Annotated in this window: 11 protein-coding genes; 1 reads left to right on the top strand and 10 read right to left on the bottom strand. The window is 39.5% G+C overall.

The genetic code is table 11. The features are described 5' to 3' along the window. Positions 1 to 5: 5 nt before the first annotated feature. The 3 genes from E6139_RS09780 to nifJ form a co-directional block, all read right to left on the bottom strand. Positions 6 to 1109, bottom strand: a complete 1104-nt coding sequence (locus E6139_RS09780; protein WP_316402879.1) for a YbbR-like domain-containing protein — start codon at positions 1107 to 1109, stop codon at positions 6 to 8. Then, positions 1106 to 1990 (bottom strand): diadenylate cyclase CdaA, encoded by an 885-nt coding sequence (gene cdaA / locus E6139_RS09775; protein WP_316402878.1) that lies wholly within the window; start codon positions 1988 to 1990, stop codon positions 1106 to 1108. The genes E6139_RS09780 and cdaA overlap by 4 nt, the downstream gene beginning before the upstream one ends. Positions 1991 to 2095: 105 nt before the next feature. Next, positions 2096 to 5770, bottom strand: a complete 3675-nt coding sequence (nifJ, locus tag E6139_RS09770) for a pyruvate:ferredoxin (flavodoxin) oxidoreductase (protein ID WP_316402877.1) — start codon at positions 5768 to 5770, stop codon at positions 2096 to 2098. Positions 5771 to 6207: 437 nt separating this feature from the next. Here nifJ and E6139_RS09765 point away from each other — a divergent pair, with 437 nt between their 5' ends. Then, the gene (locus tag E6139_RS09765) at positions 6208 to 6723 is read left to right on the top strand and encodes a thioredoxin domain-containing protein (protein ID WP_316402876.1); all 516 of its coding nucleotides are present in this window, start codon (positions 6208 to 6210) and stop codon (positions 6721 to 6723) included. Positions 6724 to 6743: 20 nt separating this feature from the next. On the opposite strand, the gene whiA is transcribed toward E6139_RS09765, so the two are convergent. From whiA to uvrB, 7 genes are all read right to left on the bottom strand, one after another. Then, positions 6744 to 7679 carry a DNA-binding protein WhiA gene (gene whiA, locus E6139_RS09760; protein WP_316402875.1) on the bottom strand — a complete coding sequence of 312 codons (936 nt, stop codon included), beginning with the start codon at positions 7677 to 7679 and terminating at the stop codon, positions 6744 to 6746. 48 nt (positions 7680 to 7727) lie between these two features. Beyond that, on the bottom strand, positions 7728 to 8726 hold the full coding sequence (locus E6139_RS09755) for a YvcK family protein (RefSeq protein ID WP_316402874.1): 999 nt from the start codon (positions 8724 to 8726) through the stop codon (positions 7728 to 7730). Next, a complete protein-coding gene (rapZ, locus tag E6139_RS09750) occupies positions 8723 to 9610 on the bottom strand; it encodes an RNase adapter RapZ (RefSeq protein ID WP_316402873.1) in 888 nt (295 codons plus the stop codon). The genes E6139_RS09755 and rapZ overlap by 4 nt, the downstream gene beginning before the upstream one ends. 311 nt (positions 9611 to 9921) lie before the next feature. After that, a complete protein-coding gene (locus tag E6139_RS09745; RefSeq protein WP_316402872.1) occupies positions 9922 to 10635 on the bottom strand; it encodes an amino acid racemase in 714 nt (237 codons plus the stop codon). A 2-nt stretch (positions 10636 to 10637) separates the two neighbouring features. Next, positions 10638 to 11894, bottom strand: a complete 1257-nt coding sequence (locus E6139_RS09740) for a carboxylate--amine ligase (protein WP_316402871.1) — start codon at positions 11892 to 11894, stop codon at positions 10638 to 10640. A gap of 100 nt (positions 11895 to 11994) precedes the next feature. Next, the gene (gene uvrA / locus E6139_RS09735) at positions 11995 to 14817 is read right to left on the bottom strand and encodes an excinuclease ABC subunit UvrA (protein WP_316402870.1); all 2823 of its coding nucleotides are present in this window, start codon (positions 14815 to 14817) and stop codon (positions 11995 to 11997) included. 146 nt (positions 14818 to 14963) lie between these two features. Continuing rightward, entirely contained in the window at positions 14964 to 16955 is a 1992-nt protein-coding gene (gene uvrB / locus E6139_RS09730) for an excinuclease ABC subunit UvrB (protein WP_316402869.1), read from the bottom strand. Positions 16956 to 17168: the final 213 nt, after the last annotated feature.

The following is a 17168-nucleotide window of genomic DNA, read 5'->3' as shown; positions in this document are numbered from 1 at the left end:
TTCATCTAGTTTGTTGATTGATTTGTCGACTCTTCTTGACTGCTTGACGTTTGTGTATCACTGGTTTCAGAAGATTTTGAAACATCGCTTGTATTCTCTGAAGTTTCTGTGGTCGACGAACTAGAATGATTTGTACTACTAGTTTCTGATTCTTGTGATTTTTTAAATACTGGTGTCACTTGTGCACTCACCGTCTTCGGATTAACTTGATACTCTCCAGAAACCGGTACATCTATAAATTTCTTAACGGTTCCTTGGATCTGACTCACATCTACTGGAATGCCAATGCTGTCTATTTGATCAATTACTGACTGCGCGCCGGTAATTGTTGCCTTTGTACGATTCAAATCGATTTTGACACTTTCAACATCCGAAGGTAAGTCCCCTTCTTGGATCGGGTAAAGTGAAACTTCCTTACTTGGTGTTTGAATCTCAAAGTTGACGGTGACATTTTGTGGATCTGATTGAATCGCCAAAGCTTCACCGCTGGAGTTCAAAGCCTGAACGGGAGCTTGGATACTTTCTTGATCCGCAGTTAGTTTAGTGCTATCTACAGATGCCACAACACGATCAATTTCTTTCATCGTATTCTCACCAGTAGTGATTTCAACCTTTTCTGGTTGAGTTGACAATTGACCGACTTTTAAACCATTATTACTGGTCGTGCTGCTTAAAATTGGCGATACGTCAAACTTCTTTTTAACTTTTTTCTCGATAGTAACCGAAATTCTTTCTGGTTCAATCGTAGCAGTAAGTGAACTGGATAAGCTTTTAGTTTTCAATCGAACCTCATGTGTACCCGCTCCAAGATTAGATAAATCAGCCACTACACTAAAATCGCGTGTATCAGGATCAATCTCCTTATTTAGTTGGATTCGATTCGCACCGCTCAATTTAACTGAAACATTCGATGAAAAACCATGAACAAAATACTCATCAGAATCGTACACGACATTGATCGGTACATTTTGAACGGACTCTTCATAATTCGTTTCAGAAGAAATCAATCTACTAAAGCTTTGACTATTTGCATTGAAGAACAAGAGCAAGCTAAACAGTAACGAAATCAGTATATATGGTACATCGTTTCTTTTAAACTTGATTCTCATTTTTGCCCTCCTTTAGTCAAACCCTCCAAAAAGGTCTGCAAGAGGCTCTTTCTGCCTGCATATTTCTCATCCGGCAATAGTTCTCGCCGCATTACCGCTAAATATTCTTCTTGTGACAAATCATGCAGAAAGTCGTTGTTTAATGTAATACTAACACCTCCCGTTTCCTCAGAAACGATGAATGTCAAAGCATCACTGACTTCGCTGATGCCAACTGCAGCCCGATGTCGTGTCCCAAATTCTTTTGGAATCATCATACTATCAGAAAGCGGCAAGTAGGCTGACGCCACAGCAAGTTTTCCATCCTTTACAATGACAGCACCATCATGCAAGGGAGTATTAGGAATAAAAATGTTGATCAGCAGTTCACCCGTGATATCTGCATCTAAATCAATTCCGGTCTCGATATATTCATCAAGTCCGGTTGAACGCTGAATCGTGACTAAAGCACCGATTTTCCGCTTAGACATGTACTGGATCGCTTTATCAAAAGCTAAAATCATTCGCTCATCGTCCAGTTCTTCTTTTTTTGATGTTTTAAAGAAGGCGCTGCGTCCCAAATGCTCCAAACCACGACGAACTTCCGGCTGAAAAATAATGATTGCTGCAATCACGCCATAAGTAATAATCTGATTCATCAACCAAGATAATGTATGCAGCCCAATAAATTCGGCAGCTATACGTATACCAATAAATATCGCGACACCCTTAAGCAATTGAACCGCTTTTGTTCCGCGAACGAGTTCAAACAAACGATAAATCAAAAACCAGACGACAAATATATCTAAAAGGTTGACGATGATATCCCAAGTTGAAAGGTTCTCAGAAAAAAAGCTAAGCCAATATTCTGGTTTGAATAATTCAATTAGACGATTAGGCATAGATAACCTCTCTTTCTATCCAAAATTCTTTACAATTATACCACAGTGGTACAGGTCTAGCATAAAATTTAAGAGAGAGTCTTAGCAAGCTAAGACTCTCGAAAATTACTCTTTTTTACGTTTTTCAGCTCGCGCTGCTCTGCGAGCCGCGCGCCTTGCTTCGGCTTCTGGGTCAACCTTCCGTTCGCGTTTTACTTTCCCGCTGACTGCAGTCTCTATTACTTCAGCTTTCGTACCTTCTAGTTTCGCCCGAATTTTATCTTCTTGCCCGGCTATGCGTGCATAGTTGTAAAAACGGGTTTGAGCATCGTTGACTGTCTTATGATACAGACGTTGCGCGTCATCCGGTTGAATTCTTTCTAAAGCCGAGAACCGAGTTTGTTGTTTCATAAAGTTGATCATGTTGTCAAAATTAGGCTTTTTGTAATCTAATGACATTGGGTTCTTGCCTTTTTCCCGTTGCAAAGGATTGTAACGATACAATGACCAGTAACCAGAGTTAACCGCATCTTTTGCTTCTTGTAAGGTTTTGCTCATACCGCCTCGTAGCCCATGATTGATACATGGTGTATAGGCAATTACAAGAGATGGTCCAGGAAACTTTTCCGCTTCTTCCAATGCTTTAATCGTTTGCATCTGGTTCGCGCCTGAAGCAATTTGGGCTACATAAACATTCCCGTAAGTCATCGCCATCATGCCTAAGTCCTTCTTAGACTGATATTTACCACCTGCAGAGAATTTCGCAATAGCGGAAGCAGGTGTTGCTTTAGAAGTTTGTCCACCAGTATTAGAATAAACTTCATTATCCATGACCAAGATATTCACATCCGCACCGCTAGCTAAAATATGATCTATCCCTCCGAATCCAATGTCGTAGGCCCAGCCATCTCCACCAAACATCCATTGACTGGTTTTAACAAATAGGTCACGATTGTCATAAATATCTGCAAGTTTTGGATCAGATAGATTTGCTGCTTCAAGTGCTGCTGTTAATTTGGCAGCTCGCTGCTGTGTTCCTTCTGATTCAAACATGTGATCCATCCAGTCTTCCATCAATTCCCGCAAATCATCAGAAACAGTGTCCAAAACATCAATGATTTTGTCAGCCAATTCTTTGCGTCGCGTCTGATTTGCTAGAAACATGCCATAACCATATTCTGCGTTATCTTCGAATAATGAGTTTGACCAGGCTGGTCCCTGTCCCTTTTCATTTGTTGTATAAGGACTGACCGGTGCAGCTGCTCCCCAAATTGAGGAACAACCTGTTGCATTGGCGATCATCATACGATCCCCGAACATTTGCGTCATCAATTTAACGTACGGAGTCTCTCCACATCCCGCACATGCCCCAGAGAATTCAAGCAATGGTTGATTAAATTGCGAACCTAAAACCGAATTAGTTTTTGCTGGGTTGGCTTTTTGCTTTAAAGTCATTGAAAAAGCCCAGTTGATGGCTTGTTCTTTTTCTTCTTCGTAAGGTTTCATGGTCAAAGCTTTGCCTTTAGCTGGACAAGCCTCAACGCATAAGCCACAACCAGTACAATCTTCAACAGACACTTGAATACGGTACTTCAAACCGTCAGCGCCTCGCATCTCTCTTACAATATAGCCTTCTGGCGCTTCTTTCATTTCTTCCTCATCAGCTAAGAATGGTCGAATTGCTGCATGAGGGCAAACAAATGAACATTCATTACACATAGTACAACGATCACTGATCCAGTGTGGAACTTCCAATGCAATGCCACGTTTTTCGAACTTTGTTGTACCAGTCGGAATGGTTCCATCTGTCATGCCGTTAACAATCAGATCGTTTACCGTTAAGTCGTTTCCTCGCTGTGAATTCATTGGCTCAACAATTTGTTCAACGAATTGAGAAACAGGAGCTTTATTGCTTTTTACAGGAATCTCAATGGTTCGCCAAGCATCTGGTACTTGAACCCGATGCAATAATTCGACTGTCTGATCAATTGCAGCAATATTTTTCTCCACGATTTCCAGTGATTTTCGACGGTAACTTTTATCTGCTTCGGATTTTAAGATATCTAAAACTTCTTCAAAAGGAATAATACCTGTCAAACTGAAGAAGGCCGTTTGCATGACAGTATTGATTCGCGAACCAAGACCGACTTCCATAGCTAACTTCGCTGCATTAATTGTGTAAAATTTGATATTATTCTCAGCAATGTAATGTTTCATCTTCGCTGGCAGTAATTTATCTATCTGCGTATCATTCCACATGGTATTCATCAAGAAAATGCCGCCTGGTTTCAAGCCTTTTAATAAGTCATAGGTATGGATATATGCTGGTGTGTGACACGCAATAAAATCGGCACTCTCAACAAGATAAGTCGAACGGATCGGCGTATCACCAAAACGCAAATGCGAGACAGTCAATCCGCCCGATTTTTTCGAGTCATAGCTAAAGTAGCCTTGCGCATATTTATCGGTATGATCGCCAATAATCTTGATTGCTGATTTGTTCGCGCCAACTGTCCCATCCGAACCAAAGCCCCAGAATTTCGCTTGGAATGTTTTCGGATTCGTCAGATCAAGGATTTCTTTTGTTTCTAAAGACAAATTGGTCACATCATCAACGATTCCAATCGTGAAACGCTTCTTAGCTTCCCTTTTATCTTTCAGCAATTCATTGTAAACAGCAACAATCTGATCCGGTGTTACATCTTTTGATCCCAAACCGAAACGTCCTCCGATAATTTTAGGACGAACATCCGCTTCGTACATCACACCTTGAACATCTTGTAAGAGCGGTTCACCGTCTGCTCCAGGTTCTTTTGACCGATCTAATACTGCAATTGATTTAACTGTATCTGGCAGTTTTTCTAAAAAGTTATCAGTCGGGAACGGACGATATAGATGAATATTCAGAAAACCGACTTTGCGGCCGTTCGCATTCAAATAATCAACTGTTTGCTCAACTGTTTGTGCAACTGAGCCCATCGCTACAATAACTTCTTCGGCATCTTTGGCACCATAATAAGTGACTAGATCGTAATTTGTTCCGCGAAGCTTATTGATTTCAAACATGTATTTTTGTACAATCGCCGGTAACTCATCGTAATAACGATTGACAGTTTCACGTTGTTGGAAGTGCACATCCGGATTTTGATTGGTACCGCTAATCGTCGGATGATTAGGATTCATACTCCGTTTGCGAAATGCTTTCAATTTCTCTTGATCAATCAATGGAGCTAATTCTTCATAATCGAGTACTTCGACCTTCTGAATCTCGTGACTCGTTCTAAAACCATCAAAGAAATTCATGAAAGGGAGGCTGCCTTCAATTGCTGCCAGATGGGCAACTGCTGATAGATCCATCACTTCTTGAACACTGCTTTCTTGCAGCATCGCAAAACCCGTTTGTCGAGCCGCCATCACGTCACCATGATCACCGAAGATATTCAAAGCGTTCGTCGTGACTGCGCGACTAGCTACGTGGAAGACTCCAGGCAATAGTTCTCCCGCAATCTTATACATGTTTGGAATCATCAATAATAGCCCTTGGGAGGCCGTGTACGTAGTAGTTAAGGCACCTGTTTTCAACGCACCATGAACAACTCCAGCGGCTCCAGCCTCTGACTGCATTTCTGTAATTGATACTGTTTGACCAAATATATTTTTCTTTCCTTGTGAAGCCCATTGATCCACAAGTTCAGCCATTGTTGAGCTAGGAGTGATTGGATAAATGGCAGCTAACTCAGTGAATGCGTACGAAATATATGCCGCAGCTGTATTTCCATCCATCGTTTTTTTCTTACGCATGATTCTCCTCCTTATTCATACTATCGAAATCATTCTTCATGAAAAAATGAATTGATTCTAACGTTATAAGTCATTCAAATGAAATATTTTCACAGATTGCCTACTATTTTTTTTCACTCTATTCTCGGCAAACTAAAAATAATTGAATTCTCTTTCACGTACAGTTAGTTATTCGTTGCTTCATTCTTATAGAAAAAACAACTCATTTTTTCATGTCTCCGATAAAAAGTTTGTTCCATTTATTTTTATATCGAAAATGAAAAATACTGTTCATTGATAGAAAATTTGTTTGTAATTTTTATAACAACGGATTTATTATAAACTAACTAACCTTAATTTCAAATACGAGTTATAGTCTTTTTAACTTATTTGTAGGAAAAGAGTTTTTTTTCTTATCAATCTTTTGTACACTAATAAGAGAAAGGACGTGTTCTCACATGGATATTTCTATTATTAAAGGGAATCTAGTAAACGACTTTAATGGAATCAAAATTGGTTCAGATGTCGCACCCAAACGGTTGATTGAATTTATCAATCTTCGCTGTCCTTATTGCAAACAGTGGTTTGAAGACTCTTATAACATATTGAATCAAGCCGTTGCTGAAAAAAAGGTGCAGCGAATCATCAAATTATTAGATAAAGATAAAATTAGTTTGCAACGAGGCAATATCATGCACGAATATATAAGTGCAGATCCCAAAATAGCTTTAATACAAATACAGCAAGCCTTTGAAACACAAGAAATCTGGCAAAATTTTGAATTAGAAGCAGTTGCTGAGTACGCTGAAAAAACGTTGCAATTCACTCAGCAAGCAAATCAAAGCCTGCAGAGAGAGATTCGTAATGAAGCTGAACAAGCCAATATCAAATTTGTTCCCACAATGGTTTTAGGCGAACACATTTTTGATGAGTCGATTGATGAAGCAACCCTTAAGGCATATATTACAGAGTAAACAAAAAACCGTTTGAATTATCAAACGGTTTTTTGTCGTAAATTTTCAGCGAAATCATTGATCTTGCGAATACGGTGATTAATACCAGATTTAGAAATCGCACCTGAAGGAATCATTTCACCTAACTCTTTTAAACTGATCTCCGGATTTTGAATTCTTAATTCTGCAATTTCCTGCAACTTCTCTGGCAAAGACTGCAATCCAACCGTTGATTCAATAAAATGAATGTTCTCAATCTGTTTCGAAGCAGCATCAATCGTTTTATTCATATTGGCAGTCTCACAATTGACCAGACGATTGACCGAATTGCGCATATCTCTCACAATCCGAACATCTTCAAACTTCAACATGGAATTCGTCGCACCAATCAGGGTTAAAAAGTCGGCGATTTTCTCTGCCCCTTTGAGGTAAGTGATGTAGCCATTGCGCCGCTCTAATGTTCGCGCATTTAAATCAAATTGATTTAATAAATCACAGATATCCTGATTATGCTCCTCGTAGATTGATGATATTTCTAAATGATAGCGGCTGGTCTCAGGGTTGTTTACTGAACCTGATGCTAAAAATGCGCCCCTCAAATATGCGCGAGTTTTCTTTTCTGATTGTTTTATCTCATCAGCGATATGCGATTGAAACATTACCCCATCCATGATATCAAGATCTAACAAAATTTTTTGTGTTTCCTGTTTCAAACGAACAATGTAAACATTGTTTTTCTTTAACTTCATTTTTCGCCTTACCAACAGTTCGCTGCGCACGCCATAGTGCTCTTTTAACAAAGTAAAAATTCGACGAGCGATTGCAGCATTTTCCGTTTGGACATTTAGAACAAATTGGTGATTGTTCAAGCTAAGAGAACCGTTCATTCGTATTAATGCGGCCAACTCTGCTTGTGCGAGATTTTTTTGGACTGCCAGACCCGTTAATTCTTTTTTTACTTCTGCTGCAAAAGACATGGCAAGCCCTCCTTTTCATAATAAAGAATGATTGAAAATCATTCCATTCTATATTTTCGCCCCGAAAACAATCCGGAACAATTCATCAACAACTTTATCGCCATCGTGAAAGACACCACCGTCTCGTAATTTCAGGAAATCAGTCGAAACGACTCGACAGCCTTCTTCCCGCAGACCATTGAAATCATGTGTAACCTGAACCAAGTATTCATCATAAATCTCGGGATCCATATAGCCTTCTGGTACATGTTCAGTATTAACTAAAACAGTGTCAATAAATTTACTTTCGAGATGTTTGTGTAAAACACGAATGTGATCCGCGTCACTGAAGTGCTCTGTTTCACCTTTTTGCGTCATGATATTACAAATATAAACAACTTCCGCATTTGTGGTACGGACAGCATTCCCTAATTCTTCGATTACTAAGTTGGGCAGGATACTGGTAAATAAAGAACCCGGTCCAAGTACAACCATATCTGCCTCATGAATCGCATTAACCACCTTACGCGCTGCATGAACGGCTTTTTCACCATTCTTCTCAGTTACGTAAACTTTTTCGATCGTTTTTCGATCAAGTGCTATTTTTGACTCACCTACTGCACTGGTTCCATCTGTAAAATCAGCATGCAATACTAATGGTGTCTCCGAAGATGGGTAAATATGACCGTCAACGTGCATCATCATGGATAGAAGTTGAATCGCTTCGTAAGTACTATTGCGCATTTCTGATAAAGCAGCGATTAACAGGTTGCCGATTGTGTGATTCGCTAAAAATTTATCCTCTTTATTAAAACGGTATTGGAAAATATCATGATAAAGCTTCGGCATATCTGATAAAGCAGCTAATACATTTCGCAGATCGCCTGGAGGTGCCATATCGATAGAATCACGTAATTCACCGCTGCTCCCGCCATCATCAGCTACGGTAACTACAGCAGTAATATCTGCACTTTGATTGCGCAAGCTTTTCAAAATGACGGGCAATCCAGTACCTCCGCCGATTACCACGATTTTAGGTTTGCGGATACGATAAGTTTTCATTCTCATGAACGATTCACCGTCTCTTTCCGCTTGTCTTTGTCTCGATGAGTGATATTTACTTTATAGTCTGCTTCCTTAATTGCTTTTCCTACTCGCTCAGTCAGAGCAACAGAACGGTGCTGTCCACCAGTACAACCAATTGCGATTGTCAACGAACTTTTTCCTTCTTTAATATATCCCGGTAGAATATCCATGATCAGTCGGACAAAGTTTGTATAAAAGCTTTCTGTCTCAGGAAAAGACATGACATAATCGTAAACAGGTTTATCCAATCCCGTTTGCGGACGTAATTCTGGAATATAGTGTGGATTTGGTAAAAAGCGGACATCCATAACGATATCGGCATCAATTGGCAGCCCGTACTTGAAACCAAAAGAAACAACTTCCACATGAAAACCAATATCATCCTGCTGCTTATATGATTGGTTGATTTTTTCACGTAATTGCCGCGGAGTTAAATCGGTCGTATCAATCATTAATGTGGCGCGACTCTTTAGATCTTCCAAAATCGCACGCTCTTTACGGATTCCTTCTGTAATCATACCATCCATCGCAAGTGGATGAGCCCGACGCGTCTCTTTATAACGAGAAACCAATTCCTCATCAGAACAATCTAAAAATAGAATGCTTGTATCGATAAAGCCGGTATTCTCAATTTCTACTAACATATTTTGAATATCTTCAAAAAATGAACGTGATCGTAAATCAACCACTAATGCGATTTTTGTAACTTTTCCAGATTCACGAATCAACTCCCAAAATTTAGGAATCAATCCAGGAGGCATATTATCTACACAAAAATAGCCCATATCTTCAAAACTTTGGATCGCAACGGTCTTTCCCGCCCCACTCATTCCAGTAATGACAACTAAATGCAAACTTTCAGTCATTTGTGCCACTCCTTTCTCAATTTAAGGAAATTATTTTTCAGAAATAATTTTGATTTTTTAAAATGAAATTACCTTTTTGCTTGCACCCGAAAAAACTTGGTGTGAAGCACGTACTGTACATTTTGTTATTTGCGCTAAAAAAAGGCAAAATCTTTTTTTGCCTTTTAAATATTATAACACTCCTGGCGTGTCTTTGCTACTTATTAGTGATTCTTTACCTTTTCCTAATACGCTAAATCCAAGATAAGTAAAGGAATCACACTTTTTTTCTACCTATTGAAAATCATGAAAATCTGAAAAAACAGACCCTCCTATTTGGAAGATCTGTTCTTTAAGGCTAATTCAATTGTGCGATCCGCTAGAATCGATTGAGCATCGATCACCGGATAAGGAACTTTTTCTGTCAACTCTTGGACTAAGGAAAGTTCTGTACACCCTAAAATAGCATTTTGACAACCGTATTTTTCAAATACATCAGCAAGAATCTCTAAGTACAGTTCGCTATTAATGAAATCATTTTCCTTCACATCATGGTAAATTAGATAATTTACTTTATCTTGAAGTTCTTTTTCAGGAACCAGTACTTCAAAACCCTTCGCTTCCAGCTCGCTTTGATATACTTTCGCCGACATCGTTCCAGCAGTTGCCAAAACAGCAATTTTTTCACCTACTTGATGATGCTTTGTCACTTCGTTAACAGCTTCTCGCGGCATATGCATTAATGGTATTTTCGTTGCACCTTGTAACTGATCAAAAAAATAATGAGCCGTATTGCAGGTCAGTACGATAAAATCTGGCTGTAACAAATTCTGCTTTTCAATATCATCTAGTAAGAACGGCAACGGATTCGCCGCTTTGTCATCTAAAATATAGGCCGTCCGGTCAGGTACAGTTGCGTGATTAAACAACACATAATTCAGATATTCTTGATCGTTATGCGCTTTGGTTCTCTGATTGAGAATTCGAACGAAGCTCTCTGTGGCCTTAGTTCCCATACCACCGAGTATGCTGAAGAAATTTTCCATGCTTATCCCTCTTTCTCTTTAAAGAACAGATCAAAACGTCCTTTATATTTGCTAAACATGTACTTCATTAGAATCCAGCGCATCACTGACATATCCTTCTTATAGAAGACAGTCGTTCCCCACTTATCATTCTTGATCATTTCTAAAGCTTTGTCTTTATCGGTATTGTTTCGCGCATATTTTTCAAAGACACCTTTGGGGACACCCATCCACAGCATAGAATTTGCTGCTTCCGCCTTACCATAAATAGTTTCATCAAATGGCTTTTCAAAGACACGATCTTCCGTAACGTATTGAGCTAGATTAAATCCGTTCAAAGTTACGAAAAAGCTGCTCCTTCCCTGACGTAAATTGATCTCAAACAATTTATACTCGCCGTCCCGCGGATCATATTTCATGTCGAAGTTAGCAAAACCCGTATAGTTGATTTTTTCTAAAAACCCTTTGATGGTTTGATAAATTTTCTCATTGTATTCGGGCATGATCGCCACATAATTTCCGATTGCTTCTGGAGAAGGATCTTCCAGCAAAGGATGGCCTAAGCACATCATTCGAACTTGGTGATTTTGATCAACATACGCGTTCAACACACGCATATTGCTGTCATCACCTGGAATGAAGTCTTGAGCGATCATTTCACTTGTATATCCAGCCTGGTAGATACGTTCGATAATCATATCAAATTCATCACGAGTATCTAAAATAAAGGCCTTTTTACGTCCTTCAAAATCAATAGATAACCACTCTACACTATTAGCTGGCTTCAAAGCAACTGGAAAGTCAAATGGCAAATCTTGTTTCAATTTTCCAGCTTCTAAAATATCTTCTGTAATAATAAATGTTTTGGGATAAGGCAGATCATATTTTTCACAAATTTCATAAAAGCTAACCTTACTAATTAAACGTTGTAATAAGTCAAAATCAATATAAGGGCAAATAAACCACTCAGAAAGCTCTTCTTTGTGTTGTGAAACCAATTCTGCATAGCCGTCCCCACAGGCAATCAGCAGGTACTTTGTTGCTGGATCATTATACGTATTCTTTCCTAATTCACGCATTTTCTCCATAAAGACAGGATCTTTATCAAATCCTGGTACGACATGGACATTCACGATTTTACTGTATTTTGTCGGCGCTAGCTGCAAGCCCGCATAAGCTTCAGAAACGATCCCATATGCTTCATGGAAAGAACGTGACATTCCATATACATTGATGTCGCTTCCTAATAAGATCGGTACAAACTTTTGTTTTTCATTCATATTTCTTACACCTTCTCATTCTAAATCAACGATAATCATACCATAAAGAAAAATGCAAGCAAAGGAGAATCCTTCACCTGCATCAAGCTTTATCAGTTATTTATTTTTTTAAGACACGTTTTAAATAATGTCCCGTATAACTCTCTGGTACTTCAGCGATTTCTTCCGGTGTCCCTGTTGCTAAAATAGTACCACCACCATCGCCGCCTTCTGGTCCTAGATCGATCACATAGTCTGCTGATTTAATTACATCTAAGTTATGTTCAATCACAAGTACAGTATTTCCAGCGTCAACGAAGCGTTCAAGAACCTTCAATAAACGCGCAATGTCATCTGTATGCAAACCAGTAGTTGGCTCATCCAAGATATAAAAATTCTTCCCATTCGAATTTTTGTGCAGCTCGCTGGCAAGTTTCATCCGCTGCGCTTCACCACCAGATAACGTAGTAGCTGGTTGACCCATTGTAACGTAACCTAAACCAACATCAACGATTGTTTGCAATTTGCGATGAATCTTAGGGATATGTTTGAAGAATTCAACAGCGTCTTCCACAGTCATTTCTAGAATATCAGCAATGTTCTTTCCTTTATAATGAACCTCCAGTGTTTCTGAGTTGTAACGTTTGCCATGGCAAACCTCACAAGGTACATAAACATCCGGTAAAAAGTGCATCTCAATCTTGATGATCCCATCACCGCGACACGCCTCACAGCGTCCGCCCTTTACATTAAAACTGAATCGTCCCTTTTTATATCCACGAATCTTCGCTTCATTTGTTTGCGCAAACAAGTCTCGGATATCATCAAACACACTCGTGTAGGTCGCCGGATTGCTTCGTGGTGTCCGACCGATTGGACTTTGATCAATGTCGACTAATTTTTCAATATTGTTGTAACCTGTTAGTTTCTTGAATTTCCCAGGTTTATTAGAATTACGGTTAAGTTTTTGCGCCAGAGCCTTCTTCAAGATCTGATTAACTAAAGTTGATTTACCTGAACCTGAAACGCCGGTCACTGCAACAAACTTACCTAAAGGGAACTCTGCATCGATATTTTTCAAGTTATTCTCTGCAGCGCCAGTAACTTTGATTTTCTTACCGTTTCCTTTACGACGTTCTTTAGGAACAGCAATTTCTCGTTTGCCAGATAGATACTGACCAGTCAAAGAGTTTGGATTCTTTTCGACTTCTTTTGGTGTACCTGCTGCTACAATCTCGCCACCTTGATCTCCTGCCCCTGGCCCCACATCAATCAGATAATCGGCAGCACGCATTGTATCTTCATCATGCTCCACAACAATCAAAGTATTTCCAAGATCACGCATTTTTTTCAAGGATTCGATCAATCGATCGTTGTCTCGTTGGTGCAAACCGATTGAAGGTTCATCTAAGATGTAGAGTACCCCAGAAAGGTTTGAGCCAATTTGTGTCGCTAGCCGAATCCGTTGTGCCTCTCCACCAGACAAAGTACCAGAAGCACGACTTAAGGTCAGGTAATCTAGCCCAACATTTCGCAAAAAGCTCAAACGATCCTTGATTTCTTTTAATATTGGCTTTGCAATAACTTTTTCTTGCTCACTCAGTGCAACCGTTTCAAAGAATTCCAATGCACTATTAATTGAATCTTCGCTTACCTGACCAATATTTGTCTCATTGATCTGGACAGATAATGCTTGTGGGTTCAAACGATAGCCATGACATGTCTGACAAGTTAATTCTGTCATATACAAACGCATTTGATCACGAGTAAAATCACTATTCGTTTCAGCATATCGGCGATTGATGTTATTGATGATTCCTTCAAAAGGTACCTCAACATCACGCACACCGCCAAAATCATTTTCATAGTGGAAATGGAAGTTTTCCCCATTAGAACCATTTAAAATAATATCTTGATGTTCTTTGGGTAGGTCTTCAAAAGGAGTATCCATGTCAATACCAAAGCTCAAGCATGCTTGCTCCAACATTTGTGGATAATATTGCGAACTAATCGGATTCCAAGGAATCAATGCTCCTTCGCGTAAAGTCTTGCTTTGATCCGGAATCACTAAGTCCATGTCAACTTCAAGTTTTACACCTAACCCGTCACAATCTGGGCAGGCGCCAAAGGGAGCATTAAATGAAAATAATCGAGGTTCAAGCTCACCTACAGTGAAACCGCAATATGGACAAGCGTAATGTTCACTAAAAAGCATCTCTTTTTCACCGATTACATCTACGATTGCATAGCCTTCTGCCAAACGTAAGGCAGCTTCAAAAGAGTCGAATAATCGTGAGCGAATCCCTTCTTTAACAACGATCCGATCAACGATGATCTCAATATCATGTTTCTTATTCTTCGTTAATTCAGGTGCCTCTGTCACATCATACAATTCGCCGTCAACACGCATTCGGACATAGCCTTCACGTTGAATCATTTCAAATACTTTTTTATGTTGTCCTTTTTTCTTAGCCACGACAGGTGCTAAGATTTGGATTTTCGTCCGTTCTGGCAATTCCAACACTTTATCGACCATTTGTTCCACCGACTGTGAAGTAATCTCAATATGATCGTTTGGACAAATCGGATGTCCAACACGTGCATAAAGTAAGCGTAAATAATCGTTAATCTCAGTAACAGTTCCTACTGTTGAACGGGGATTTTTACTTGTTGTTTTTTGGTCAATTGAAATCGCAGGGCTGAGTCCGTCGATACTATCAACATCCGGTTTATCCATTTGCCCTAAGAATTGACGCGCGTAGGCAGACAGACTCTCTACATAGCGGCGTTGCCCTTCCGCATAAAGGGTGTCAAAAGCCAATGAGCTTTTTCCAGAACCTGATAAACCAGTAACAACCACCATTTTGTCACGAGGAATTGTGACATCTAAGTTTTTCAAATTATGAGCCCGCGCTCCATGAATCACTATCTTATCATTCGCCATTTGTATCTCCTATTTCATTGTTTTACTGTTTTTCTTCTCTATATAATGTTTCTTATCTATTTACTTTACTAGACAACTAATTTCCTCGAAGAGAACCAGTTGTCTGAGTAAAGTTCAATTAGATTACTCTCACCTGTTAAGTTTGTCTATTCTGCCGCTTTCAATTCTAAAATGGTGTCTCTTAGAGTAGCAGCAGTTTCAAAATCAAGGGTTTTAGCCGCTTCGCGCATTTCCTCTTCCATTTTCGCGATCAGTTCTTTACGCTCTGATTTAGATAGATCCTCAAATGAAGTTGTATCATACGTTTCTGTGTCTTCAGCGACTTTACTGATGGAAATCAGATCACGAATTTCTTTGATGATCGTCTTCGGAACAATACCATGTTCCTCATTATATTGTTGCTGAATACTGCGACGACGTGATGTTTCATCCATTGCTCGTTGCATTGAGTCCGTGATTTTATCACCGTACATAATAACTTTACCTTCAGAGTTTCGAGCAGCTCGTCCGATCGTTTGAACGAGTGATCGTTCACTACGCAGGAATCCTTCTTTATCGGCGTCTAAGATTGCTACTAAGGAAACTTCAGGAACGTCTAACCCTTCACGTAACAAATTGATTCCTACGAGTACATCAAATTTACCTAAACGCAGATCACGAATGATTTCAGTACGTTCCAAAGTTTTGATGTCACTGTGCAGATATTTTACTTTGATGCCTAATTCTTTGAAGTAGTCGGTCAAGTCCTCTGACATCTTCTTCGTTAAAGTCGTGACAAAAACCCGCTCATTTCGCTCTGAGCGCTCATTGATTTCACCGACCAGATCATCGATTTGTCCCATGATTGGCCGCACTTCAATGACCGGATCCAGCAACCCAGTCGGTCGAATAATCTGTTCAACTACTGTATCAGTTTCTTCGTGTTCATAAGGACCAGGTGTTGCAGAAACATAAACGATTTGATTAACCCGCTCTTCAAACTCTTCCAATCTTAACGGACGATTGTCTAACGCTGATGGTAAACGGAAACCGTAATCTACCAGCATTTGTTTTCTAGCGCGGTCGCCATTATACATTCCACGAACTTGGGGCATCGTAACATGTGATTCATCGACTACTAATAGGAAGTCATCAGGGAAGAAGTCAATCAAGGTATATGGCGGTTCTCCCTCTTTACGACCATCCATATGACGAGAATAGTTTTCAATTCCCGATGTATAGCCCATTTCCCGCAGCATCTCAATATCATAATTGGTTCGCTGTTCTAAACGTTGGGCTTCTAATAACTTATTATCATTACGGAGAACTTCCAACCGATCTTCCAATTCTTTTTGAATATTACTGATTGCTACTTCCATATGGTCTTCATTCGTTAAGAAGTGCGTTGCCGGGAAGATCGCTACGTGCTCTGTCTCTCCTGTAATTTCACCAGTCAGAGCATCAACTTCACGAATGCGTTCGATCTCATCGCCAAAAAATTCCACACGTAATGCACGTTCGTCACGGGATGCGGGAAAGATCTCCACTACATCACCACGAACACGAAAACGTCCACGCTGAAAATCAATATCGTTTCGTTCAAATTGAATATCGATCAAATTTCTCAACAGTTGGTTCCGATCCATTTCCATCCCAACTCGTAACGACAGGACCTGTTCCATATACTCTTTTGGCGATCCTAAACCAAAGATACAAGAAACGGATGCCACTACTATCACATCGTTCCGTTCTAACAGAGCGCTGGTAGCAGAGTGACGAAGCTTATCAATCTCATCATTGATACTCGAATCTTTTTCAATATACGTATCGCTAGACGGTACATACGCCTCTGGTTGATAGTAATCGTAGTAACTGACAAAATACTCCACCGCGTTGTTAGGAAAGAACTCCTTAAACTCACCGTATAATTGTCCCGCTAATGTTTTATTATGGGCAATGATCAAGGTTGGTTTATTGACTTCTTTGATGACATTAGAAATTGTATATGTTTTCCCTGTACCGGTGGCTCCTAAAAGTATTTGCGCTTTTTTTCCATCGACGATTCCATCGGCTAACTGTGTAATGGCCTCAGGCTGATCGCCAGCAGGCTGATATTTTGAATGAAGGTCGAACGTATTGTCCGTTACTCTTTCAATCATACAAAAATCCCCCTTTTCTATTAAATAAACAAAGATTTTCCATTTCAAAATTATAGCATACCGAACATATTTTCGCCATTTTTTTATTCTTGACACTAAAAGTTCCTATAATTACGCGTGTTAGGTATTCTGACATTTCATGTTATAAAAATTTTGCTTTTTTTCTCTCCGACAATGAACCCTCTTGTATTTTATCCTTAAACTAACATATAA

It is taken from the genome of Enterococcus sp. (genome assembly GCF_032555305.1).
GTDB lineage: Bacteria > Bacillota > Bacilli > Lactobacillales > Enterococcaceae > Enterococcus_A.
This window is presented reverse-complemented; position numbering and strand designations above follow the sequence as displayed.